Below are 22,910 nucleotides of genomic sequence, written 5' to 3'. Positions count from 1 at the left end.
ATTACCGGCTGCGCGCCACAGGCATAACCAGAAGGCTGCCCACAAGGCTGTGCACCATGCCTGCAATCAGCAGCGTGTCAAATGCCACACCTGCGTCCAATAGAAGACCCAGCAGATAGGGCGCCAGGGCCGTGGAAAGCACCAGCAATGACGTTGCAAGCGCCTTGATCTCCCCGAGGTAACGCGTGCCATATATCTCCGCCCACATGGCGTTATTGACCGGCCCGGCCGCCCCCAGCACCAGGCCCATCAGCGCCAGGAAGATACCGATCCCGATTCCGCCTGTGCTGACAAGACCGACCAACAGCCCGATGGCCATGATGGGTGGATACCAGGGCAGCAAACGGCGGCCGCCGAAGTGATCCACAAGCGCACCCCCCAGGAGCGGGGTGACCCCAGCCCCCAGGGCATACAGCCAGTAAAGCCCGGTGAAGGCCTGCATCGTCCAGCCCTTGGAACTGGCGATATCTTCGGCAAAAAAGAAGACGGCTGTGATCCAGAAAGGTGTAACGATTACGGCAGGCAATGCCAGATAGAAGCGGTAGTCCCGGACAACATCCCTGCGCCGCCAGACCTTGCCACCTACTGCGCCATCTGACTGCCCGTTCGCCGCAGAAGCCGCCACCCAGTCGGCATGGCGCCTTTCGTGATGCCGCAGCAGGTAGGTCACGAGAGGCAATGCCACAAGAAGGCAGACGCCAGCAAAGACGAGCCAGCTGGATTGCCAGCTCACCCGCGTCATCAGGAACACGGCTAACGCGGGAAAAATGGCCTGCCCGACCGGCATCCCGAGCCCAGCAATGGCCACCGCCCGGCCCCTGTTTTGGTCAAAATAGCGCGACATGGTGGTCATGGCCGCATGGGTCATCATGCCCTGGCCCATCAAGCGGACAAACATCATTGCGGCAAACAACAGAAACACTGGCCCGGCCAATCCCATGGATAGACAGGCAACTGCAAGCAACAGAACCAGACCAGCGGCATAACGCGCAAGCGGCACGCTGTCGATCAAATGGCCGAACCGGTTCAGCCCAATGGCGCTGCCGATGGTGACAATCATGTAATACAGGCCGAAATCACTGTTCGACAGCTCGTATGCAGTCGAGATTGGTTCCCGGTATACCCCAATGAAATAGGTTTGACCGAAGCTGGAGAAAATCGCGACCGTAAAGCCGAACCCCAGAAGCTTCAGATTGTCTCGCAGGAAAGCCATACATGCTCCAGCTCAGAAATTCCGCCGTATTTTAGGCAAAATCAACGTTTAAAATCTTGTTAAGCATCTAGGCGCAAGCTGGATAAAACTCAAATGAATTGAGTCGATCAGGCAACATAGGAGGTCTTCATGCCTCTCACATCTCACCTGCCCACCGGAACAGGCTCCGGCGCGCAGGATACAGGTCGTCAGGCCCGGCTATTGGGTCATGTGGCGGCAGTTGACGCTGCGGGTTTCACACTTGCGGTTGAGCCTACGCTGGCGCGTGACGGGGCTCTTTCCGATTTTCTTCGCATTGGTGCAACACTCAAACTTCCGGTGGGCGATGACCAGCTGTTTGGCGTGATCCGCAAGGTAACAGCCGGCCAGTCAGGTGCGCTTAATCTCACCGTCGACCTGTTGGGCCAATATTGCGAAAAGCATTTTTCCCGCGGTGTGCGGACGTTCCCCTTGCCGGGCAATCCGGCCTATGCGGCGTCCGACAGCGACCTCGAGAAAATCTACGCACCCAGAAATGACGGGGCGATCCGTGTCGGCACGGTACACCCAAGTGGCACCATCCCCGCCAGCCTTCTGGTGGAAAAACTGCTGTCGAAACACTTCGCGGTTCTGGGCAGCACCGGGACGGGCAAATCCAGTACCGTTTCACTGATGATCCACCGGCTGGTGGAACGATGCCCCAACGCCCATATCGTGATCCTGGACCCGCACAATGAATATGCCCGGGCCTTTTCCGGCAACGGCGTTCATTTCTCCACCGACAATCTGAAGCTGCCCTACTGGCTGATGAATTTCGAAGAACATGTGGAAGTCTTTATCGGCCGGGATGCCCACAACAGGCAGGCGGAAATTGATATCCTCAAACGCTGCCTGCTGGCCGCCCGCAAGGTTTCTGGCCCGAGTTATCAGCTGACAAAGCTGACCGTGGACACCCCTATCCCCTATAAGCTCACGGACCTGCTGAAGAGCATCGACGACGAGCTTGGCAGCTTCGAAAAGGCAGAAGAGGTTCGGCCGTTCCTGCGGCTCAGGAACAAGGTTGAAGAGCTGCGGGCCGACCAACGTTTCGCCTTCATGTTCTCGGGCATGTTGATGCAGGACAATCTGACCAGCCTTGTGTCTCAGCTGCTGCGCTTCCCTGTGGACGGCAGGCCGGTGACCACGCTGGACCTATCTGGCGTGCCCTCCGACATCGTCGACGTTGTGGTCTCGCTCCTTAGCCGTCTGGTGTTCGACTTCGCCATGTGGAGCCGGCGGCATGCGGACGCCACCCCCATCCTGCTGGTATGCGAGGAAGCTCACCGCTATGTGCCGCACGCGGCCAGCGATGCACGCATCCATGCAGCACGTAGGTCGCTGGAGCGAATCGCCAAGGAAGGACGGAAGTATGGCGTGGCGCTTGGGCTCGTGTCCCAGCGCCCGTCTGACCTGTCGGAATCGGTGCTGAGCCAATGCGGCACCATTATTTCCATGCGCATGAACAACGAGAAAGACCGGTCCTATGTGGCAGACGCCATGCCGGAAGGCGGCGAAAGCTTCCTGGCATCGCTACCGAGTCTGCAGAACCGCGAATGCGTGATCGCAGGCGAAGGCGTTGGTTGCCCAATCCGGGTTCAGCTGGATTTCCTTGATGAACACCGCAGGCCAGCAAGCAATGACCCAGAGTTTCACGAAAGCTGGCGGCAAGATGTTGACTGCCTTGAGGAATTGGTGAACGATACGATCAACAATTGGAGGCGGGGAGTGAGATAGGAGGCACAATGTCCTTAGGCCAAAGCGTCCATTACGAAATTGTGGGGCGACGCGGCAGCAGTTGGACCATTCTGGAAGTCATCAAAGACAGGAAAGTGGCCGTCGAGAAAGCTGAAGAGCTTTGGGGCAGCCGCCGGTACACCGGAATAAAAGTCTCCAAGGAAAGCTACGACAAGGCCAACAATGAGTTCTCGTCTATCGAGATCTATTCCCGTGGCGCCCAGCGAAAACAGTCGAAGTATGACCAGAGCGGATCCATTTCGCCCTGCCTGACCCCTGACGACCTCTACAGCCCTGATGGACGGCGGTCAATCTGGGACCTTTTGGGGAACACGCTGGCAGACTGGATGATCACGCCAACAGAGCTTCTGCACAGCCTTGAGCATTACTATAAGCTCTACAATGCCGGTACCAAGCTTCAGAATGCCGTTCAACGGACTGCCGTTTCCTTTGAAGAAGAACAAGGCTCCATTCAGGAGCGGATGCGCAAAATCTACAAGATCATCGATCAGTCGATTGAGATCATGAAAGGGAATGCCGAAAAGATTCCGTCGCTGGAAATGGGGCGACTGAAGCCAATCATCGAGCAGCTGAAGGAAAAGTCAAACAAGCGCTTCCTGCTGATTTCCTCGATTACAGAATACCTTCGGCCTGCAGTGACACTGAGCGATAAGATCGGCCGCTCAATCGTCCTTCTGGCGGCGGATCGCCCCTCATGGGTTATCGAAATATTAGACCAGTTCATCGCCGAGCTGATGCAACACCAATCGGTACCGTTCCAGCTTCTTGGCGAACCGGACGACCGGGCGCAGTTCATTATCTGGCTGGCGCACCTTCAGGCCGGTCAACTGAGCATGATGGGCGAGAATGAACATTCACCATGTTTCAGCGACGAAGTCTTACGGCTGAACGGTTTCCTGTCCCAGGGGCAGATGCCGCAGACCGCACGCGTCCTGCTGGGTCGCCTTCAAACGGAGATCGAAGCCGCCAAACCGATCAGTGACCTGGGCCTTGTGGACCAATTGAAGCGCCTGAACCAAATTCGCGAGACTCTCGAATCCCTCGTTGAGGATGTCGGTCAATTTGAAGGCCTCGAAGAAGCCCTTTCAAAACGGTCAGCCCGTCTGTTGAACAGCCAGGCGGTAGGCGAGACGCTTTTCGAAATGAAAAGCCCCATTGACCAATTGAATGCGTTGCTCGACCTCGAGAAATTCACGATCGGGCATAGCAACAAGCGGATGGTTGCCAACTTCATGCTGCCGATCCTGACCCGGCCAGAATATGAATCGGTGTTTGTCGGGCTGGACAACCACCAACCCATCCAGCGCATGGGCGACCTGACCAAGCTGCAGAATCGGATCAACGAGGCGGACCTCACAGAAATGCATCGGCGCAAGATCGCGGAAAAGCTGGATGCCTTCTGCAAGGCCATCCTGGACAATACGCAGATTCTGAAAAAGCTGCATAACCTGGACATCAGCCTGCAGGAAAAATCAAAGAAAATCCTGAATATGCTGGCTGAAGATTTCTTCACCCAGGGCGATTGCCGCGACCGGGCAGAACACCAGGTACGCATTTACATGAAGCAGCCCGGCTTCACCGAAGGTCTGATTGCAGGATTGGACCGGAAGGCGGCAGAAGCCGAACTCATGAACTTCAGAGTGCTTCTGGAACAGGCGGGCATCACCAAGCCGCCCCAAGAAGAGGTCAGGGAAGAAGAAGACTTCGACCCTGATGAGGAAATCGCAGACGATTCGGACGAAACCGAAAACAAAACTGAAGAATAGGGCGGGAAGTCAGGCCCGAATATCGGCCTAGAAATCAGAGATAATGCCGTTTTTTTCCCAGTCCCCATAACGGGTAGGTTCGGGGCCCTTGCGGCCACCAAGCTCTTTCGGGAGCACCTTGGCTTTGCCTTGGTCAGCACCGCCTGAGGCGCCGGGCTTGTCTTTATCAGCCTTGGATTCCGTTTTGTCACTCATCACTCTTGTCCTTCAATTCTTTCCTGAACACCAGCGAGCCCTTCCTTGTGAGCCCGGTACCAGAAATAGAGGCCAAACACTGCCACTACAAGAGGTAGGATAAAACCGAATTCATTGGCATACCGCCAGGTTTCCTCATACTGCACCGTCATCGGCTGCAGGATCGACAGGATATAAGCATTGTGCGCAGCATGCAGAACTGTGGCTGTCCAAAGATTCCCCGACTTCAGCCAGTAATAGGTCATGATGAAGGAAATACCCACCGTCATCAGGGTGAAGTTGGCAAACTGGACGTGCAGGTCCACCGGGCCGGCGTTATATTTTGTGAAATAAATCAGCGGCATGTGCCATGCGGCCCACACCAGGCCCGTCAGCAGCGACGCAATCGGGAAACTTGTTTTCCGGAGCAAAAGCGGCGTCAACAGACCGCGCCAGCCAATCTCTTCACCCAGTGCGGTTGCCATGTGCCAGATCATGCCAACAGCACCGAAAATCAGGGCGCCCATCAAAACCGTCGCGCCAGGTGACCAGCCGACAAGACCCAGATGATAGCCTGCTTCTTCCACGAACTTGGGGTCCAGCACACCACCAAAGCCCAGGCCCCAGATAAGCCCATATGCCACAAGGCCGTAGGCTATCGGGGTCAGGAAAGACAGCAGCTGCCATTTCGGCCGCCCCCAGGACCAGCCCAACGACCCGATATCCAGTTTGAGGAATTTGTAGGTCAATAGTGCAGCAATGCCCGGGGTCCACATCATGATGGCCACATAGTGGCGCTTGAAACCCATTTCGGTCACCATCATGGCGGCGCCGCCGCCAAGGATGGCCGTCAGCACCAGAAACAGCACAATCGTCCTGGTTGTCATTTCCGTTGGCGGAGTTTTTCCCTGCCTGATATCAGACATGAATTGTCCCTTCTCCCATTCGCCCTGACCCTGTCTTAGCGAATTTTGCCACCTTTTTTAAGTAAAAGGCGCACATCTTGAACCAAAGTCTAGGCTGCCCAAATATAGAAGGCCGCACAATATAGATGCGACAGAACGATGTGTGAGTGAGCTATGATGAGTTTTGCCAGAACCGCCCTTCTTATGGCCGCCATGACCGGCCTCTTCCTTGCCATCGGCTATATGCTTGGTGGCACAGGCGGCATGATGATCGCTTTCGCCATCGCAGCTGCCATGAACCTGTTCGCCTACTGGCATTCGGACCGTATGGTCCTGTCCATGCACGGCGCGCGTCAGGTGGACGCGCAATCGGCGCCCGAACTGGTCAGCATGGTGGCGGCGCTCGCCCGACGGGCCGACCTGCCCATGCCGAAGGTCTATATCATCGACAACCCCCAGCCGAACGCATTCGCGACAGGCCGAAACCCTGAAAATGCTGCGGTTGCTGCCACGACCGGCTTGCTGAGGACGCTGAACCGATCTGAAATCGAAGGCGTGATGGCCCACGAACTGGCGCACGTAAAGAACCGCGACACGCTGACGATGACCATCACCGCGACCATTGCTGGCGCCATATCCATGCTGGCGAACTTTGCCCTTTTCTTTGGCGGCAACCGGAATAATCCGCTGGGGCTAATCGGTACCATTCTGGTGATGATCTTTGCCCCCATGGCCGCCATGCTGGTGCAGATGGCCATATCGCGAACGCGCGAATTTGCCGCCGACAAAGCAGGGGCCGAAATCAGTGGGGAGCCCCTGGCACTCGCCAGTGCGCTCGAAAAACTTCATCTCGGTGCCGGTCGCACCGTCAATGAAGCTGCGGAGGATAACCCCGCCACGGCCCATATGTTTATCGTCAACCCGCTGCATGGCCGGGCCTTTGACAGCCTCTTTTCCACGCACCCGCGCATGGAAGAACGGATCGCACGCCTTGAAGCGATGGCTGACCGGATGCCGCCTTCCGCCACACCAGGCGGCTCAGGCATCCCAAACAGTGGTGGCAGTCGTCGCGGCCCTTGGGGCTAGGCTATAGACCTTCTCTGGCGGCCAGTTCCGCCAGGTTGGCTTCGGGGCGGGCGCCCAGGTGGGAAATAACTTCAGCGGCAGCCATCCCGCCAAGCTTTGCGCATGTTTCCAGGTCTTTGCCGCTGGTATAGCCAAACAGGAAACCAGCAGCATACAGGTCACCGGCACCTGTGGTGTCTTCCACGTGCGTCGGATGCGCCGGAACCGTCACCACGTCATCAGCGGTCAGGATCACTGACCCCTTTTCGGACCGGGTGAGCGCCGCCAGTTTCACATGGGGGCGCAAGCGCTCCATGGCTTCCTCAAAACTGTCCACCTGGTACAGCGATGTAATCTCGGATTCATTGGCAAAGAGAATATCCACCTTGCTTTCCACCAGGTCGACAAATTCCGACCGAAAACGGTCGACACAAAAGCTGTCAGAAAGCGAAAGCGACACCAGGTTGCTGTGCTCGTGCGCCACATCCATGGCCCGCAGGACAGCCTCTTTCTGATGGTCCCGGTCCCACATGTAGCCTTCGATGTAGGTGACGGCCGAATTTGCGACAACATCTTCATCAATGTCGCTCAGGCTCAGCTCACCGCATGCACCCAGGTAGGTGCTCATGGTGCGTTGGGCGTCGGGCGTTACCAAAATCATGCTGGTGGCGGTTGGCGCACCTTCCTTCGCCGGTGCGGTTTCATAGGAAACGCCGATTGCTCGAATGTCGTGCCGGAATACCATGCCAAGCTGGTCGTCATGCACTCGGCCGATGTAGGCAGCCTTGCCGCCAAGGGACGCAATACCCGCCGCCGTATTACCGGCCGACCCGCCGGACCGCTCGACCGCGGGCGGCATGTCATCATAGATGCGCGCGGATGTGTCGGCGTCCACCAGCATCATCGATCCCTTGATCCGTTCGTGCGTTTCAAGGAAAGCGTCATCCACCCGGGCAATGATGTCCACGATGGCATTGCCGATGCACAGAACCTGAAATTTTTCCGACATGTCTGATCCCTTACGGTCGGGGATTCCCCCTTGGTTTTTCCTGAAGCGCACCATAGAAAACATGTGCAGCATTGCAAGCCTTGATGCTTGTGCCTATCTTTTTAGGATAACAAGAGGCACGCCACGTGCCAGAATAATTGATGCGAGGGGAAAATATCATGATCGGCCGAGCCATTAATCGAAGTTGGCAGCAGCTTTTTCATCCCAAGTTCCGCAGTGTATTTTTCATTGCCCTAATTGCCGCCATTCTGACGCTTATCGGACTGAATTACGCACTCTATGCATATTGGCCGGAAGACTGGACCAGCGGTATCGACTGGCTGGACCAGTCCGGATTTTGGACCATGTCGATCATCGGCTCTTATGTTTTGTTCCCCGGTCTTGTGACCATGGTTATGGGCTTCCTGACCGACCAAATCGCCGATGCAGTCGAGGACGAATATTACCCAAATCGCAAGGCCATGCGTAAAGTAGCACTCACAGACGTCATTTTCGGTGCGCTCAAACTGACTTTGCTAGTGATTTTGGTCAACATCATCGCCTTCGTGCCCTATGTGATCCTGCTGTTCACCGGTATCGGAACGCTTATCTTGTTTGTCGCGGTCAATGGCTTCCTTCTGGGTCGGGAATATTTCGAGATGGTGGCCATCCGCCACATGCCCGCCCGTGAGGTCAACCGCATGCGCAGGCTTTATGGCGGCAAGATTTTTATGGGCGGTGCCACGATTGCAGCACTTTTTGCTGTTCCTTTTCTTAACCTGTTGGCGCCTATCATCGGCGCCGCGATGATGACCCATATCTTCCACTTTCTGGCGCATGAGGATGGCCGTGTCTTTGACCGTTAAGAGTGTTACTCACAAACTTCTGCTTATGGGCGCTGCCGGCAGCTTGCTGGCCGCTTGTGGACCTACTGCGGTTGAACCACCGCAGACCCAGGCGCCAGAGCCTGTCGTTGAAACCGAACAAATCGCACCGCAAGAAGAAACCCTTCCTGCGGCACCGCCACCGGAACCGGAACGCCTGCAGGGCCTGAACCCGCGCGAGGTCGTTACCCTTCTGGGCGATCCAACGCTGGTGCGCCGCGATGGTCCCGTGCAGGTGATGCTGTTCGAAAATCATGACTGTGTTCTTGAAGTTGTGTTCCGGGAACCCAACCAGAATGAATATTTCCAGGCACACTATATTGCTGCGCGCAACCTGGACGGAAAGACGGCGGATACGCAAGCCTGCCTGATGAAAGTCTTGCCGAACGGCAATTGGCCTGACAAATAGAAGGGCCGGAAGGCACCACACAGGGAGACACACAAATGCAGCTGAACGCTGGCGTCATCATCAAACTGGCGGTCTGGAGCTTCCTTGTCGGGCTGTTGCTATACTGGCTGGAATGGAGCCCTGGCGACGTATACGGCTGGCTGGCAAACAAGATTGCCACCCTCTGGGACTGGCTGGTGGGTAGCGGCCTACAGTATGTACTGCTGGGTGCAACCATCGTCGTGCCGGTCTATCTGATCATGCAGTTCAAGAACCGGCGGCGGCGCGGATGACGCGCTTTTTCGATCCTGGGCAGCATGAAGATGAAACGGCGGACGCGCGCCTACGCGCGGCAGCGACTGCCCGCAACAGGGATGTGATCCTGGCGGTTCTGAAGACGCACCTGCCGGAACGTGGCAGCCTCCTGGAAGTCGCCAGCGGCACCGGCGAGCATGCGGCCCATATGGCAGGCCATTTCCCTAACCTCCATTGGCAACCAACGGACATCGACCCACGCCACATCGCCAGTATTGACGCCTGGCGCATACATGTTGGCCAGGACAATATTTTGCCTGCCAAACACCTTGATGTCCTCGAAGACCGATGGCCGATTGACCATCTGCCCGCCCCCCTGGTTGCTGTGATGGCGGTAAACCTGATCCACATCAGCCCCTGGGAAGTCACAGAGACACTCGTGGCCGGTGCGGGCGAAACCCTCGGCTCCGGCGGCGTCTTCTATCTCTATGGCCCCTACAAACGTTTTGGCGCCCATACCTCAGAATCCAACGAAGCCTTTGACGCCTCACTCAAGAGCCGCGATCCATCCTGGGGTGTTCGGGATATGGAATCCGTTGTGGAATTGGCTGCTGAAGCCGGCTTCGGGAAGCCTGAAGTCATCCCCATGCCCGCCAACAATTTCTCGCTGGTATTCAAAAAATAAGCGCCCTGCCTATGACAGAGCGCCCGGGTCTTCAGTACTAACCAACGTTAGCTGGATACGGCTTCTACCGCTTCCGCTTCAGTGCTGTCGTTCGCCATCTCGCCCACATCGTAATGTTTGGAATAGCGCTTGGCGATCCGTTCCACCGGCAGCAGGATAAAGACGTCCGTGGTGCCGAACTGTTCGTCAACCACAGCGCCGTCACCAATGAAACAACCGATGCGCAGGTAGCCTTTGACAAGCGGTGGCAGTGCGCGGCGCGCCATACGCACATCCAGCTCGCTCTCGCCGATGTTATTCATCTCGATATGCTGGCCATCCAGCGCCTTTACGTGAAAGTCGTCTGGCACAAGATGATTGTGATAAAGGTAGGAGAAGGCTTCTTTGAACTCTTCCGGGTTCGTGCCTTCAAAGCTGGCGCAACCGAACATATAAGCAATCTTGTGCTCTTTCAGATATTCGGCAATGCCTTTCCACAGCATGTTGATGGTGCTGTTGGCGCGGTAATCCTTATGGACGCAGGACCGGCCTAGTTCCAGAAGCTGTCGGCCTTCGCCCATCTGCTGTTTGAACTTGTCGCTCATCAGCGGTTTGATGTCGAATTCACCTGCGGAATAGAAACCATTATTCCGCTCCGCCACTTCCTGCCTGAGAAGTCGGTAGGTGCCCACAATCCGCTTCGATTTCGGCCGGTCATGGTCGATCACCAGCAAGTGGTCGCACACCGTATCATAGGGGTCGATGTCGCGTTTGGTCATGCGCATGCGCCAATCGGGCTTGGCATGCATTTCCTCGTAGAAAATCTTGTAGCGCAGCTTCTGCGCTGCCTTGATTTCCTTGAAGGACCGCGCCAGACGCACCTCAAGGCTGCCTTGTCGGACATAAGAAGGAGCACCGGCCATGGCTTGGGCCGCGGCGACACGAGGGCGAATGCGAGCATATCTTTTCATAAGACCATCCTAATAGATGCAATAAGTTGCAGCTCTATTACAGCAATCTGACCACATCATGACATCAAATGTCGCCTTTCTGGGTAACATTTTCAAGATTGCGCGCCCTTATATCCTTTTTCCAAAGAATGAGAAGCGCAATCAGTCCCGGCCCAGCCATGACAGTGGATACCAGAAAAAACTGTGTCCAGCTCAAGGCATCCGCCGCAATACCCGTGAAGCCACCGAAGAACCCGCGTGCAAGACCAGACAGCATGGACAGCAAGGCATATTGGGTTGCGGTGAAGGACAGATTACAGAGACTGCCAAAATAGGCGATCATCACCGTGCCGCCTGCACCTGTCGCAAAATTCTCCAGGCCAACCGTGATGGCAAGCGCCGTGGTATCTGCCCCGATCACGCTGAGCGCAACAAAACCCAGGTTCGTGACCATCATGAAAATAACGCTGATCAGCAGCGCCTTGAAGGTATCGAACCACCACCAGACAAAAATCCCCGCGCCGCCACCTGCCGCGGCTGCTATTGCGCCCACCGTTTTGTTGGCAATCGCCATCTCTGTGAGTGTGAAACCAAGATCAACCAGGAAGGGGCCCGTCATCACCGATGCCATCACGTCACCAAACTTGACCAGCACAATAAACAGCAAAATCCACTGCCAGTGTGGTCGCAGAATGAACTCCTTGAAGGGCAGAATCACGGCTTCATAGACCTGCAGCTGATACGGCGACAGGTGGCTGTGGCGCGCGCGCTCTTCCCTCAGAAAATCATCCTCAAACACCTTGGGTTCGCCAAGCCACAGGATCGCCAGAAGGCCAGGCAAGACCAAGATAGGCAACAGTGACAAAGCGAAAGACCAACCCAACTGATCAGCCACCAAAAACACACCCGCACCCGCGATCAGGTTGGCAAAACGATACCCCCACTGATACATGCCTGCGCTGTGGGCAAGGTCTTTCTCTTCCGTCACTTCAATACGGTATGCATCAACCAGGATATCAAGGCTTGCCGAAAGAAAACCGATGGTCACTGACAGGGTTCCGATGGCCACCAAATGGCTTTCGGGCGTCAGTTGTGACATAGACCAGATCGCCAACGCCATGGCCGCGCAAACGATCAAAATCCAGCTCCGTCTCCTACCGAACCGGCTGGACAATGTTCCCAGCTTCAGCCGGTCCAGAAGCGGCGCCCATAGCACCTTCAGCGCATAAGGCAGGGTAGCCCACGTGAAGATACCGATTGTCGATTTGTCGATTTCATACTCGCGCAGCCAAGTGGTCATGATCCCGAGGATGATGGTCAACGGAAAGCCGGACGTCATGCCCAGAAGGAAAGCCCCCAACAGCGGCTTTTTGAAGAATGTCAGGAACAATCGACCAATTCGCTGGCCAATTGGCAGAGCCTGCTCTTCGGCGGTGTCCGTCATGCCTTGATCTTCTCTGGGTCAACGACGATCCACAGGCCCTCAGCCTTGGCGACGAGCGTGCCGTCGGCGGCGTAAATCGCGGTGCCGCAGCGGCGCTTGCGGCCTGCACCACCCAGGTCCCAGCCGATCACGGTGGCCTCACCCTCAGCCCTGAGGGGTGCCAGGATTTCAGCGGTCAGACGGCCCAAGAGCGCGGCCTCGCCCGGTGCACAGGCGAAATAGCCAGGGCAATCCAGCGCCGACCAGATAAATTCAGGGGCCACATTGCCAGCCTCGTCTGCATAGCCCACGTCAAGCGCCCATTGGCTGGCAACCATGCCGTCATGGCCATCCACAAGCTTCGAATGAATGCACAGGCCGTCCGGGTGCGTGCGGTCATGCCCGCACACAAAGCAAGTGCCGAAAGGCCTGAATTTCGCTGGCCTGCCGGGCGCGTCCACCGGGTCTCCCCCCAGCACCAGCGGTGTGGGGAGCGCAGGCACTTCAAGATCCAGCGTTGCAGGCTTGGCAATGCCCACCAGCGTATCACCATGCTGCATGGTCACGCCGCCATCGGTCTGCATAATTTCAAGCGGGGTATCAAGGGGGGGTGGCAGCTTCAGGCTGGCCTCAACGGCGCCCTTGAGGTGGCGCGCCATCACACCGCATGAGTAGCCGCCATTGCCGCTGTTTGGTGGGCCCTTAAAGCGGGCATCGATCGCAAGTCTTTCGATCATGTATGTTATCCTCCCCGTTGTTCATTCTTTAGTAGGCGGCAATGGACGCGCGCGCAAGCGCATCATTGGTTGGCATCCGTTGCTTTTCCCTTCCCTTTGGGGCCGGAACAAGGCTATGAAGCGGCATGAACATGCAGAGCGAAAATACAGGCCTCAAGGCCCGCAAAGCCGCCATCCGGATTCTGATGGCTGTAACGCTGAAGAACCGCCCCTTTGACGCGGCGCTGGATGAGATCACCAAGGGTGCAGACCTGGACGTGCGTGACCGCGCCTTCGTTATGAACCTGGTGATGCTGACGCTCCGCCGTTTCGGCAGCCTCAAGGCGCTGATGGGCCACCTGCTGGAGCGTGGCCTGCCACGAAATGCCACCTGGACAGAAGCCGCTATCCTGACCGGCCTCGCCCAAATCCTGCTGATGCGCACCGCCGATCATGCCGCGGTCAATGAGACCGTGACACTGATCAAGGAATTGCCGGGCAAGGAAAAGGGCTTCGCCGGGCTGGTGAATGCGGTGCTGAGGCGCGCGGCGCGGGAACAGGGCGCACTGCTGGAGCGACTGAACAGCCGCCCGCAGGACGATCTGCCCACCTGGCTGGCCGACAGCTGGAGCGCCACATACGGCGAGGAAGAAATGCAGCATATCGCCCGCGCACTGCAAACCAGCCCAGCCCTTGATATCAGCCTCAAGCCGAGTGAAGACGCAGGCCTTTGGGCCGACCGGCTGGACGCCAGAATCATGCCCAACGGCACGCTCAGGCGCGGGCTCACGGACGTGACCAAACTTGCCGGCTATGAGGACGGCACCTGGTGGGTGCAGGACATCGCTGCCAGTCTACCGGTCACACTTCTGGGCGACATCAAGGGCAAGCATGTGCTGGACCTGTGCGCCGCACCAGGCGGCAAGACCATGCAGCTGGCAGCAGCCGGCGCAACCGTGACCGCCGTTGACCGCAACAAGAACCGCCTGAAGCGCCTGAGTGCCAACCTTGAGCGTACTGGCCTTGAAGCCACGGTCGTTGCAGCAGACGCCGCCACTTTCACACCAGACACGCCCGTTGACGCCATCCTTCTGGACGCTCCCTGTTCCGCCACAGGCACGCTCCGCCGCAACCCGGACGTTACCTGGACCAAGGCGCCCGAAGATGTGGCAAAGCTCGCTAACCTGCAGGCGCGCATCCTTGATCATGCCTTCTCGCTACTGCCCGCTGGCGGCACGATGGTTTACTGTGTATGCTCCCTTGAAGCCGCCGAAGGGGTCGGTCAGATCGAGGCCTTTCTCGCGCGCGAATCCGGTGCCGAACGGGTGCCCGTGGAAGCGGGTGAGATTGGCGGCATGAGTGAACTTGTAACCGACAAAGGCGACCTTCTGTGCCTGCCCTCAAAACGGGCAAATGAAGGCGGGATGGATGGATTTTTCGCCGCCCGATTGAAAAAGACGCAATAAGCCCTGCCCACCCCGCAAACCACGCTATCTGGCGCTTGCGGGACAAGGGGCAACCTGATATGGAGGCCCCATGCAAAAGCCAGTCAGAATAGCCCCCTCGATCCTGTCTGCAGATTTCAGCAAACTGGGTGAGGAAGTCAGAGCCGTCGACGCCGCAGGCGCCGACATGATCCATATTGATGTGATGGACGGTCATTTCGTGCCCAATATCACGATCGGCCCCGATGTGGTGAAGGCACTTCGCCCCCACACCAAAAAGCCGTTCGACGTGCATCTGATGATCGACCCTGTCGACCCCTATCTCGAGGCCTTCGCGGCAGCGGGCGCCGATATCATCACCGCCCACGCCGAAGCGGGCAAGCATATCCACCGGACGCTGCAGGCAATCCGCGGCCTTGGCGTGAAGGCAGGCATCTCGCTTAACCCGGCAACGCCTGAGACGGTCATTGACTATCTCTATGAAGACCTGGACCTGATCCTGGTGATGTCCGTGAACCCGGGCTTTGGCGGCCAGAGCTTTATCGAAAGCCAGCTGAAGAAGATCGAGAATATCCGCAAGCGCATTGATGCACTGGGTCTTGATATCGACCTGGAAGTGGACGGCGGCGTGAACACGGCAACAGTTCGTCGGGTCGTGGAGGCAGGCGCAGACCTGCTGGTGGCTGGCAGCGCCACCTTCAAGGGCGGGCCTGACATGTACGCCCCGAATATCGCGGCGCTGAAAAACCTATAGAACAAGGGAGCAGGCGGCGATGAACGCGGCCTTTGATCAAATTGCCGAATATGCAGCGACAGCGCCCACCTCGCGCTCTACGCTCAGGCGCGATCAAAGCAGCCATCTTGCCGCCCGCACACTCAGGAAACTGGGGCGCACCATCCGCGAATGGGGCTATGCCTCCCCACTTTACGCACACCGGCTGAAAGGCCGTCACCCCATGCAGCTTCTCGGGAGCCCGGATGATCCGGCGCCCGGCAACGCGACATTGGGATCGGCCATATTTGGCGGCGATATGCTGTTTGAAGGCGAACAGCACGCACTGGGTGAAGACTTCTGGATCCGGCTGGAAAACGCATCCCCCGACTTTCAGACCTACGCCCACAGCTTCCATTGGCTGCAGGATCTGGCGCAGGTCAATGACCAGACCAAAGCGCGCGACGCCGCAGAGACCATCCTCAGCTGGTGGCTGCCTTTCGGTGAAGACTGGTTCAAGGATGTGTGGGCCGCGGAAACCGTGGCACGCCGCATCATCAACTGGTTCACCCACGCGCCGCTGATCCTGTCGTCATCCGACATGGTTTACCGGTCCAAGGTGCTGACATCTGTCGCCAAACAGAGCCGCCACCTCAGCCGGGTGTTGGGTGACACCGATGAAGGCCTGCCGCGCGTCTATACCGCTGCGGCGTTGACGCTTGCGGGCCTGCTACTGCCGTCATCCGACACGCTGCTGGCCAAAGGCGCCCGCGCGCTCGAACGCACGCTTTCCACTTTCATTCTGGCCGATGGCGGCCCGGTCAGCCGCAACACATCCGACGCCATCCGTACCATGCAGCTGCTGGTGCTTGTGCGCGACGCCTACACCACCCGCGGCGAAGACCTGCCCGGCTGGGTGCAGATCACGCTCGACAAGATCGGGCCTTTCGTGCGCGCCATGCGCCACGGCGACGGCAATTTCGCCCAGTTCGGCGGTACGTCCGCTGAAGGCGGGCATGGCTCCAATGCGGTTCTCGCCGCCAGTGAAGCCAAAGGCAAAGCGATCGAGAATGCCGCCCACAGCGGGTTTCAGCGCGTGGAGGCGGGCCGGTCCGTCCTGATCATGGACGCAGGTGCCCCGCCCCCGACGGCCTATAGCCGCAAAGCGCATGCGGGCACGGCAGCGTTTGAATTCTCGACGGGCCTTGAGCGTCTGATCGTGAATGTGGGGCACGCGTCAAAGCGCGGGCCCATCCCGGCGCTTGCAGAACTGGCGCGCACCACCGCCGCCCATTCGACCCTGATCATTGCCGACCGCAACTCAAGCCGTCTCCTGGAAGGGGGCCGCATGGGCCCAGGCGTTTCGGAGACGCTGACCATCCGCGAAAAGACGGACGAAAGCACCCGCATCCGCCACACGCACAATGGGTACCTGAAGCGGTTCGGTGTGAAACACGAACGCACACTGGACCTGTCAGCCGACGGCACGCGCCTGAAGGGCAGCGACAAATTGTTTGGCCCCAAGATCAAGAAGCTTGAGGGCAAGGAGATACTGCTCCGGTTCCACCTGCACCCGAATGTCAGCGCGCTGAAGGCCTCCGACGGCCGCATCACGCTTGAGACGCGGGCAGGCAAGACCTGGATTTTCGACGTTGATGGTGGGGAAGCCGAGATTGAGGAAAGCCTTTATCTCAGCCGCCCCGATCATCCGGTGCCATCGCGCCAGATTGTGGTGCGTCTGGCGCGGGGGGGGAATGAGCAACCCGCTTTAAGCTGGGTTTTGAGTGAAATGAGCTTCTGACCAGTCTGCTGTTGGGTTGCGGGCGCGGAAGCTTGAATATGAGGCTACTATACTATGACCAAAGTCACTATCAAACGCGCCCTTCTGTCGGTTTCCGACAAGGCCGGGCTGGTTGATCTCGCACAGGCGCTTGCGGATCAGGGCGTTGAAATCCTGTCAACCGGCGGTTCCGCCAAAGTCATCCGCGATGCCGGCATTCCGGTGAAGGAAGTGGCAGACCACACAGGCTTCCCCGAGATGATGGACGGGCGCGTGAAAACGCTGCACCCCAAAATCCACGGCGGCTTCCTGGCACTGCGCGACAATGCGGAGCACGTGAAGGCAATGGAAGAGCATGAGATTGGCGGCATCGATCTGGTGGCAGTGAACCTTTACCCGTTCGAAGCCACTGTGGCGTCCGGCGCAGATTTCGATACTTGCATCGAGAATATCGACATCGGCGGGCCCGCCATGGTGCGATCGGCAGCCAAGAACCACGCCTTCGTCACCATCGTGACAGACCCGGCCGATTATCCGGAGATCATCGAACAGATCAAATCTGAAGGCGGCACCACGCACGAGATGCGCAAGAAGCTGGCCGCCAAAGCCTATGCCCGCACGTCAGCCTACGACACCGCCATCAGCCAGTGGTACGCCGAGCAGAACGGCGTGACCTTCGCTGACCGCAGCACGTTTGCCGGCACGAAGGTTCAGGAATGCCGGTACGGCGAGAACCCGCACCAGGTAGCGGCCTTCTACAAAAACGGCGAAGACCGTCCGGGCATCGCCACCGCCGTGCAGCACCAAGGCAAGGAACTCAGCTACAACAACCTCAACGACACCGACGCAGCGTTTGAGCTGGTGAGCGAGTTCGACCCGGCTGTGCCGACGGTTGCCATCATCAAGCACGCCAACCCGTGCGGTGTGGCCAAGGGCGCAACGCTGAAGGAAGCGTACGAGAAAGCCCTGAAGTGTGACCCGGTTTCCGCCTTCGGCGGTATCGTGGCCCTGAACGGCACCGTGGACGCAGAGACGGCAGAAGAGATCATCAAGGTCTTTACTGAAGTGATCATCGCGCCCAATGTCACAGATGAGGCCAAAGCCATCATCGGCGCGAAGAAGAACCTGCGCCTGTTGACCACCGGCGGCCTTGCGGACCCAACCCAGGCAGCCAAGATGGTGAAAACCGTGGCTGGCGGCTTCCTCGTGCAGAATCGCGATACAGGCCGCGTCACGCTTGACGACCTGAAGGTCGTGACCAAACGCGCACCATCCGACGAAGAGCTGAAAGACATGCTGTTCGCCTTCCAGGTTGGCAAGCATGTGAAATCAAACGCTATCGTTTATGTGCGTGACGGCATGACCGTAGGCATTGGCGCCGGCCAGATGAACCGCCGCGACAGCAGCCGGATCGCTGCGATCCGCGCGGGCGAAGCCGCTGAAATGGCGGGTGACGCAGAAAGCCTGGCGAAAGGTAGCGTTGTGGCATCAGACGCCTTCTTCCCGTTCGCTGACGGCCTTTTGGCCGCGGCAGAAGCAGGCGCGACGGCTGTGATCCAGCCAGGCGGCAGTATGCGCGACGATGAAGTGATCAAAGCAGCCGATGAAGCCGGCCTTGCCATGGTCTTCACAGGCATGCGCCACTTCCGCCACTAGAAGTGGTCGTTAAGCAATGACACGAAAGGCCGGGGCGTATGCTCCGGCCTTTTTCATGAAAGCGATCAACCGCAACCGCTGGTGACCACACGGGCAGCAGGCGTATTGCCGTTGCCTGGTCCAACAGGGCAGGTCATCCTGCCACCGTTCGGTGCAGGGCCCTGATTGGTGCAGCTGGCGGCATTGCCACCTGCGGGCACCGTCGCGGTACATTGGGTCACGACCTGATTGCCGCATTTCATGATGATACGGAAGCTGTCGTTCGGGTTGCCTGCAATGGTGAGGCTGACAGTGCCTGTCGTGAATTCGTTGCATTCTTTCGAAGGCAGTGTTGGTTCTTCCTTTTGTTCCTTGGTCTGGCTGTCATTGCCACATCCTGATGTCGCAAAAATCAGCGCTGCGGCCGCGAGTGTCGAAACAGTCTGGCGCATGGTCCCCTCCTAGCGTCTAGCATTGAAGATGGGGCAATATACACCTTATAGGGGCGCATAACCTCCTATAGTTTATTTAGGCTAGAGCACCTGTTGTGTCCCGCTGTCCTCAAATGTGCTATCCCTGTGTTTTGGGACGGGAGGTTTCATGTCAACCAGCGCCAATTTTGTGGGCAGCGTGCCCACCTTCTACGATCAGGGGCTTGGGCCCGTCCTGTTTCACCATTATGCCGACGACATCAGCGCCCGCGCGGCAGCCCATGGGCCCGGGAGCGTCTTGGAACTGGCAGCCGGCACCGGCATTGTGACACAGGCGTTGCGCCGTGCCCTGTCGGCTGGCGCGGCAATAACCGCCACAGACCTCAATCCGCCCATGCTCGGCGTGGCGCAGGACAAGCTCAAAAGCGAAGACGGCATCAGTTTCCAGCCCGCGAACGCGCAGGACCTGCCTTTCGGTGACAGTATGTTCGACATGCTTGTCTGCCAGTTCGGCATCATGTTCTTCCCAGACAAACTGCAGTCGCTCATGGAAGCGCGCCGGGTGTTGAAGCCCGGCGGACGCTATATCTTCAATGTCTGGGACAGCTGGGCCAACAACCCGTTTGCGGAGCTGACCCACAACACCGTCGCCCAGTTCTTCGACACTGATCCGCCCACATTCTATCAGGTGCCCTTCGGCTATCATGATGTGGCGGCGATTGAGGCAACCGTGCGCGACGCCGGGTTCAGCGGTGTGTCGCATGCCCGCCTGCGCCACCAGTCGCCGATCCGGGATATTAGCGCGTTCGCCAAAGCGCTGGTGTTCGGTAACCCGATCCGGGAGGAAATTCTGGACCGCGGCGGTGACCCGGACGCTGTTGTCAATGCGATCGAACGCGCGCTTCAAACCGCGTTCGGGGAAAGTGGCAGCACACCGCTCGAAGCGATCGTCTTTACCGCTGTCAGGTAAGGCAGGCGCGCAGTTTTTCTACCTGGGCTTCCAGCGCTTCCTCTGTATAAGCCCTGGCGGGCACCGCGCCCCATACGGGGCCGGGCCAGGCCGGGTCGCTCTCGAACCGCGCAATCACATGGATATGCAGCTGCGGCACCATGTTGCCAAGCGCCGCAACATTCATCTTGTCAGCCCCCATGAGCGCCTCCAGCTTTGCTGCGACAAAGGTGATTTCCTGCATCAGGGCCTGCTGGTCTTCGCCCACGAGCTGATGCAATTCGCGAATATCGCCGAGCTCAGGCACCAGCACAAGCCAGGGGTAGGTGGCGTCTGTCATCAGCAGCACCCGGCAGAGTGTCAGCTTGGTCACAAACACTGTGTCCTTTGCCAGTTGCGGGTGCAGGGTGAAGTCTGTCATACTTGATCCTCAAACTCGGGTTATGGGGGACATGGCCATGTACCGTTTTCATCATATTCGCAAAGCCACAGAAGATGATATTTTTTTCATCCGCTCGCTGGAGATGGACCCGGCCAACACCTTCGTGCATTCCTGGGACGAGGCCACGCATCATGCGAACCTCAAAGACCCTGCCTATCATTATTTCATCGCGTTGGATATCGAAGGCCACCAGTTGGGCTATGCCATCCTGATGGATAATGCTCCTGGGCGCGTGGAATGGCGGCGCATCATCGTCGCCCGCCGGGGCGACGGTATCGGCAAGGCCTTCATGCAGGCAGTGCTTGATTATTTCTTCGCCAATCACAAGGCCGAAGTGGTGTGGCTGGATGTCTACGAGAGGAACGACCGCGCCCGGCATGTGTACGGCAAGCTGGGCTTTACGGAAGTGGGCGAGGACCTGAACACCGTTCCCGGCGAACGGCTGGTGATCATGGAGTGCCCAAGGCCGCACTAAGAAGCGAACCCGATTCGCCGGAACATAAAGCGAACATTAACGATATTTTAACGATTGAAAACAAGGCCTTAAGCACTGCATATTGGTGCATGGACCAAGAACAGCTACCATATAGAGTAGGTGGTTGCCCTAAAATGCTTTTTTTGTGGAATGAAAGGAGGAGTTGCCAACCCACAAATTGCTACAGCAAAAGAAAGGGGTGATTTACATGGCCTGTAAGAAAGTTACTCGGACAGTGCGTTCCGGCAAGAAGCCTGGTCCTAAAACAATTACAGTTAAGCCTCATAAGCGTTCGAAACCTTCGAAATGCTAATTAAGCTACTAAATCAACGGGGCAACTACCTCCCTCGGAAATATAAACACCATTAGCTAGTTTGCAGCAACTGTTCTATTCCGCCGTTCCTCTAATCAACGTCTCGAAGAAGCTCACCTGCCGGGCGAGCGCCTCGATGGAGATATGCTCGGCGGTGCCGTGGATCTGCTTGAGCGTGTCCTTGCCCACCACGAGCGGCATGAAGCGGTACACACCATCTGCCACACCACCATAGTGGCGTGCGTCAGTGCCCTGTACCGTCAGCGTTGGGGCGATGGGGATATCACCGAACTCTGCCTTCACCGCCGCCACGATGGCCTGATAGCCTTCGCCCGATGGGTCAGACATGCTGGTGGCTTCGCGGCCGTCGCCCATCTTTAAAACCGTCACCCGGTCATCGCCGATCAGCTCAGTCGCGCGGGCCACGACGCCCTCAACTGTGTCGCGCGGGTGAATGCGGTAATTCACCACCGCCTCAGCGTACTGCGGCAGGATGTTGGTTTTGGTGCCCGATTTCATCATGGTGAAGGCCGTGGTAGTGTGCATGAAGGCCGCCACCGTCGGGCTTTTCGCCAGCTCCCCCGCCATCACACCGCGGGTGGCCCAGAGGTTGGCGATCATGAAGCGGTTGAGGAACGGTTGCTCTGGCGCCACCGCCTTCAGGAAAGATTCCAGATGCTCATCCAGCACCAGCGGATACTGGTTTTCCGTAACCAAAACACCGGCCTTGGCGGCGAGGCTCGCGGCGGTATAATCCTTGGGCGCGGAAGAATGCCCGCCATCATCGGTGGCGGAGAAACGGAGCGTCACAGAGCCCTTCTCGCCCAATGAGATCAGCGCCACAGGGCTTTTGACCCCGGGGATGATGCCGTCCGGGATGGCAGAGCCTTCATCCATCAGCCACGCGAGCTGCACACCGCGATCCTTGAGTATCCCGGCCATCACGGCGGCGCCTTTGTCGCCGCCCAGTTCCTCGTCATGGCCGAACAGGAAATAGATATCGCGGTCAGGCGTGAAACCCGCGCGCGCAAGCTTTTCCAAAGCTTCCATGATGGCGATCAGCATGCCCTTGTCATCCAGCGTGCCGCGGCCCCACAGGATGCCGTTATCGTCGATCACGCCTGCAAACGGCGGCTGTGGCCAATCGGCAAGCCCGGTTTCCGGCACCGGCACCACATCGATGTGGGCCGCCAGCGCAATGGGTTTTTTGCCCGTGTCGGTCGTAGCGGGCCAGCGGTACATCAGCGAATAGTCTGAGACGACTTCTCGCTCCAGCACCGCGTGGGCGTTCGGGTAAGTGGTCACCAGATAATCATGAAAGCCCTTGAAGGCTTTATGGTCCGGCGCGCGGTCAAGGCTGTGGGAAATGGTCTGGAACCGCACGGCGCCTGCCAGATTTTCCGCCATGCGCCGGGCATCCGCGGCGTCATAGCTGGCAGGCTTCAGGCTTTTCGCCTCCCCCGCCGGCAGCGTCGCCACCGTGTTGGCCACCATGAAAATGATGAGCCCCACAAGGCCCACGACCAGATATCCCAAAATGCGCATGATTTCCCCCTATACGATT

General features: G+C 58.1%; 23 protein-coding genes. 13 read left to right on the top strand and 10 right to left on the bottom strand.

Features of this window, described 5'->3' with window-relative positions; genetic code table 11:
* Position 1 precedes the first annotated feature (1 nt).
* Positions 2-1,213 (bottom strand): MFS transporter, encoded by a 1,212-nt coding sequence (locus B3Z17_RS08900; protein WP_286829484.1) that lies wholly within the window; start codon positions 1,211-1,213, stop codon positions 2-4.
* Positions 1,214-1,342: 129 nt separating this feature from the next.
* Here B3Z17_RS08900 and B3Z17_RS08895 point away from each other — a divergent pair, with 129 nt between their 5' ends.
* Together B3Z17_RS08895 and B3Z17_RS08890 are read left to right on the top strand one after the other, a co-directional pair.
* Positions 1,343-2,965, top strand: coding sequence for an ATP-binding protein (locus B3Z17_RS08895; RefSeq protein ID WP_074519237.1), 1,623 nt, complete (start codon positions 1,343-1,345; stop codon positions 2,963-2,965).
* Between the two features lie 8 nt (positions 2,966-2,973).
* Positions 2,974-4,752: a hypothetical protein gene (locus tag B3Z17_RS08890; protein ID WP_068308990.1), complete on the top strand. Its 1,779-nt coding sequence runs from the start codon at positions 2,974-2,976 to the stop codon at positions 4,750-4,752.
* A 27-nt stretch (positions 4,753-4,779) separates the two neighbouring features.
* On the opposite strand, the gene B3Z17_RS08885 is transcribed toward B3Z17_RS08890, so the two are convergent.
* Together B3Z17_RS08885 and B3Z17_RS08880 are read right to left on the bottom strand one after the other, a co-directional pair.
* A complete protein-coding gene (locus B3Z17_RS08885) occupies positions 4,780-4,947 on the bottom strand; it encodes a DUF1674 domain-containing protein (RefSeq protein ID WP_286829483.1) in 168 nt (55 codons plus the stop codon).
* Entirely contained in the window at positions 4,947-5,852 is a 906-nt protein-coding gene (locus tag B3Z17_RS08880; RefSeq protein WP_286829482.1) for a CPBP family intramembrane glutamic endopeptidase, read from the bottom strand. Before B3Z17_RS08880 ends, B3Z17_RS08885 begins: the two co-directional genes overlap by 1 nt.
* 156 nt (positions 5,853-6,008) lie before the next feature.
* On the opposite strand from B3Z17_RS08880, the gene htpX reads away from it, so the two are divergent.
* Positions 6,009-6,917 (top strand): zinc metalloprotease HtpX, encoded by a 909-nt coding sequence (htpX, locus tag B3Z17_RS08875; protein ID WP_349680315.1) that lies wholly within the window; start codon positions 6,009-6,011, stop codon positions 6,915-6,917.
* Between the two features lies 1 nt (position 6,918).
* Here the strand turns inward: htpX and B3Z17_RS08870 are convergent, their stop codons facing one another.
* Positions 6,919-7,905: an adenosine kinase gene (locus B3Z17_RS08870; RefSeq protein ID WP_286829480.1), complete on the bottom strand. Its 987-nt coding sequence runs from the start codon at positions 7,903-7,905 to the stop codon at positions 6,919-6,921.
* 158 nt (positions 7,906-8,063) lie between these two features.
* Between B3Z17_RS08870 and B3Z17_RS08865 the strand changes: the two genes are divergently transcribed.
* The 4 genes from B3Z17_RS08865 to B3Z17_RS08850 are packed head-to-tail and all read left to right on the top strand — an operon-like array spanning position 8,064 to position 10,096.
* Positions 8,064-8,750: an EI24 domain-containing protein gene (locus B3Z17_RS08865; protein ID WP_068308982.1), complete on the top strand. Its 687-nt coding sequence runs from the start codon at positions 8,064-8,066 to the stop codon at positions 8,748-8,750.
* Complete coding sequence (locus tag B3Z17_RS08860) at positions 8,734-9,177, top strand: hypothetical protein (protein WP_286829479.1); 444 nt, start codon at positions 8,734-8,736, stop codon at positions 9,175-9,177. Before B3Z17_RS08865 ends, B3Z17_RS08860 begins: the two co-directional genes overlap by 17 nt.
* A 35-nt stretch (positions 9,178-9,212) precedes the next feature.
* Positions 9,213-9,449, top strand: coding sequence for a DUF6460 domain-containing protein (locus B3Z17_RS08855; protein ID WP_068308978.1), 237 nt, complete (start codon positions 9,213-9,215; stop codon positions 9,447-9,449).
* Positions 9,446-10,096, top strand: a complete 651-nt coding sequence (locus tag B3Z17_RS08850) for a DUF938 domain-containing protein (protein ID WP_068308976.1) — start codon at positions 9,446-9,448, stop codon at positions 10,094-10,096. The genes B3Z17_RS08855 and B3Z17_RS08850 overlap by 4 nt, the downstream gene beginning before the upstream one ends.
* A 47-nt stretch (positions 10,097-10,143) precedes the next feature.
* Here B3Z17_RS08850 and B3Z17_RS08845 read toward each other — a convergent pair whose 3' ends face one another.
* From B3Z17_RS08845 to B3Z17_RS08835, 3 genes are all read right to left on the bottom strand, one after another.
* A complete protein-coding gene (locus B3Z17_RS08845) occupies positions 10,144-11,046 on the bottom strand; it encodes a GNAT family N-acetyltransferase (RefSeq protein ID WP_286829478.1) in 903 nt (300 codons plus the stop codon).
* Positions 11,047-11,110: 64 nt separating this feature from the next.
* A complete protein-coding gene (locus B3Z17_RS08840; protein ID WP_286829477.1) occupies positions 11,111-12,469 on the bottom strand; it encodes an AmpG family muropeptide MFS transporter in 1,359 nt (452 codons plus the stop codon).
* Entirely contained in the window at positions 12,466-13,185 is a 720-nt protein-coding gene (locus B3Z17_RS08835; protein ID WP_286829476.1) for a hypothetical protein, read from the bottom strand. The genes B3Z17_RS08840 and B3Z17_RS08835 overlap by 4 nt, the downstream gene beginning before the upstream one ends.
* A gap of 131 nt (positions 13,186-13,316) precedes the next feature.
* Between B3Z17_RS08835 and B3Z17_RS08830 the strand changes: the two genes are divergently transcribed.
* From B3Z17_RS08830 to purH, 4 genes are all read left to right on the top strand, one after another.
* Positions 13,317-14,630 (top strand): RsmB/NOP family class I SAM-dependent RNA methyltransferase, encoded by a 1,314-nt coding sequence (locus B3Z17_RS08830; protein ID WP_286829475.1) that lies wholly within the window; start codon positions 13,317-13,319, stop codon positions 14,628-14,630.
* Positions 14,631-14,700: 70 nt separating this feature from the next.
* Positions 14,701-15,363, top strand: a complete 663-nt coding sequence (rpe, locus tag B3Z17_RS08825; RefSeq protein ID WP_286829474.1) for a ribulose-phosphate 3-epimerase — start codon at positions 14,701-14,703, stop codon at positions 15,361-15,363.
* 19 nt (positions 15,364-15,382) lie between these two features.
* The gene (locus tag B3Z17_RS08820) at positions 15,383-17,122 is read left to right on the top strand and encodes a heparinase II/III family protein (protein WP_286829473.1); all 1,740 of its coding nucleotides are present in this window, start codon (positions 15,383-15,385) and stop codon (positions 17,120-17,122) included.
* Between the two features lie 54 nt (positions 17,123-17,176).
* Positions 17,177-18,757: a bifunctional phosphoribosylaminoimidazolecarboxamide formyltransferase/IMP cyclohydrolase gene (gene purH / locus B3Z17_RS08815; protein WP_286829472.1), complete on the top strand. Its 1,581-nt coding sequence runs from the start codon at positions 17,177-17,179 to the stop codon at positions 18,755-18,757.
* Positions 18,758-18,822: 65 nt separating this feature from the next.
* Here the strand turns inward: purH and B3Z17_RS08810 are convergent, their stop codons facing one another.
* Entirely contained in the window at positions 18,823-19,188 is a 366-nt protein-coding gene (locus B3Z17_RS08810) for a hypothetical protein (RefSeq protein WP_286829471.1), read from the bottom strand.
* A 148-nt stretch (positions 19,189-19,336) separates the two neighbouring features.
* On the opposite strand from B3Z17_RS08810, the gene B3Z17_RS08805 reads away from it, so the two are divergent.
* Positions 19,337-20,137, top strand: a complete 801-nt coding sequence (locus tag B3Z17_RS08805) for a class I SAM-dependent methyltransferase (RefSeq protein WP_286829470.1) — start codon at positions 19,337-19,339, stop codon at positions 20,135-20,137.
* Here B3Z17_RS08805 and B3Z17_RS08800 read toward each other — a convergent pair.
* Positions 20,130-20,537, bottom strand: a complete 408-nt coding sequence (locus B3Z17_RS08800; protein WP_286829469.1) for an HIT domain-containing protein — start codon at positions 20,535-20,537, stop codon at positions 20,130-20,132. The genes B3Z17_RS08805 and B3Z17_RS08800 overlap by 8 nt on opposite strands.
* Before the next feature lie 37 nt (positions 20,538-20,574).
* Between B3Z17_RS08800 and B3Z17_RS08795 the strand changes: the two genes are divergently transcribed.
* A complete protein-coding gene (locus tag B3Z17_RS08795) occupies positions 20,575-21,033 on the top strand; it encodes a GNAT family N-acetyltransferase (RefSeq protein ID WP_286829468.1) in 459 nt (152 codons plus the stop codon).
* Between the two features lie 388 nt (positions 21,034-21,421).
* Here B3Z17_RS08795 and B3Z17_RS08790 read toward each other — a convergent pair whose 3' ends face one another.
* On the bottom strand, positions 21,422-22,891 hold the full coding sequence (locus B3Z17_RS08790; protein ID WP_286829467.1) for a M20/M25/M40 family metallo-hydrolase: 1,470 nt from the start codon (positions 22,889-22,891) through the stop codon (positions 21,422-21,424).
* Positions 22,892-22,910 lie beyond the last annotated feature (19 nt).

It is taken from the genome of Kordiimonas sp. UBA4487 (assembly GCF_002389025.1).
Taxonomy (GTDB): domain Bacteria; phylum Pseudomonadota; class Alphaproteobacteria; order Sphingomonadales; family Kordiimonadaceae; genus Kordiimonas; species Kordiimonas lacus.
Note: the sequence above shows the minus strand (reverse complement) of the source record. Positions and strands in the feature narration are given on the sequence as shown.

Bases quoted from the DNA above. Each gene is read 5' to 3' on its own strand.
- B3Z17_RS08880 (WP_286829482.1), bottom strand. From the start codon at position 5,852: ATGTCTGATATCAGGCAGGGAAAAACTCCGCCAACGGAAATGACAACC.
- B3Z17_RS08810 (WP_286829471.1), bottom strand. From the start codon at position 19,188: ATGCGCCAGACTGTTTCGACACTCGCGGCCGCAGCGCTGATTTTTGCG.
- B3Z17_RS08805 (WP_286829470.1), top strand. From the start codon at position 19,337: ATGTCAACCAGCGCCAATTTTGTGGGCAGCGTGCCCACCTTCTACGAT.
- B3Z17_RS08900 (WP_286829484.1), bottom strand. From the start codon at position 1,213: ATGGCTTTCCTGCGAGACAATCTGAAGCTTCTGGGGTTCGGCTTTACG.
- B3Z17_RS08855 (WP_068308978.1), top strand. From the start codon at position 9,213: ATGCAGCTGAACGCTGGCGTCATCATCAAACTGGCGGTCTGGAGCTTC.
- purH (WP_286829472.1), top strand. From the start codon at position 17,177: ATGACCAAAGTCACTATCAAACGCGCCCTTCTGTCGGTTTCCGACAAG.
- B3Z17_RS08835 (WP_286829476.1), bottom strand. From the start codon at position 13,185: ATGATCGAAAGACTTGCGATCGATGCCCGCTTTAAGGGCCCACCAAAC.
- B3Z17_RS08840 (WP_286829477.1), bottom strand. From the start codon at position 12,469: ATGACGGACACCGCCGAAGAGCAGGCTCTGCCAATTGGCCAGCGAATT.
- B3Z17_RS08865 (WP_068308982.1), top strand. From the start codon at position 8,064: ATGATCGGCCGAGCCATTAATCGAAGTTGGCAGCAGCTTTTTCATCCC.
- B3Z17_RS08845 (WP_286829478.1), bottom strand. From the start codon at position 11,046: ATGAAAAGATATGCTCGCATTCGCCCTCGTGTCGCCGCGGCCCAAGCC.
- B3Z17_RS08795 (WP_286829468.1), top strand. From the start codon at position 20,575: ATGTACCGTTTTCATCATATTCGCAAAGCCACAGAAGATGATATTTTT.
- B3Z17_RS08800 (WP_286829469.1), bottom strand. From the start codon at position 20,537: ATGACAGACTTCACCCTGCACCCGCAACTGGCAAAGGACACAGTGTTT.
- B3Z17_RS08790 (WP_286829467.1), bottom strand. From the start codon at position 22,891: ATGCGCATTTTGGGATATCTGGTCGTGGGCCTTGTGGGGCTCATCATT.
- B3Z17_RS08830 (WP_286829475.1), top strand. From the start codon at position 13,317: ATGCAGAGCGAAAATACAGGCCTCAAGGCCCGCAAAGCCGCCATCCGG.
- htpX (WP_349680315.1), top strand. From the start codon at position 6,009: ATGAGTTTTGCCAGAACCGCCCTTCTTATGGCCGCCATGACCGGCCTC.
- B3Z17_RS08885 (WP_286829483.1), bottom strand. From the start codon at position 4,947: ATGAGTGACAAAACGGAATCCAAGGCTGATAAAGACAAGCCCGGCGCC.
- B3Z17_RS08850 (WP_068308976.1), top strand. From the start codon at position 9,446: ATGACGCGCTTTTTCGATCCTGGGCAGCATGAAGATGAAACGGCGGAC.
- B3Z17_RS08870 (WP_286829480.1), bottom strand. From the start codon at position 7,905: ATGTCGGAAAAATTTCAGGTTCTGTGCATCGGCAATGCCATCGTGGAC.
- B3Z17_RS08890 (WP_068308990.1), top strand. From the start codon at position 2,974: ATGTCCTTAGGCCAAAGCGTCCATTACGAAATTGTGGGGCGACGCGGC.
- B3Z17_RS08895 (WP_074519237.1), top strand. From the start codon at position 1,343: ATGCCTCTCACATCTCACCTGCCCACCGGAACAGGCTCCGGCGCGCAG.
- B3Z17_RS08820 (WP_286829473.1), top strand. From the start codon at position 15,383: ATGAACGCGGCCTTTGATCAAATTGCCGAATATGCAGCGACAGCGCCC.
- rpe (WP_286829474.1), top strand. From the start codon at position 14,701: ATGCAAAAGCCAGTCAGAATAGCCCCCTCGATCCTGTCTGCAGATTTC.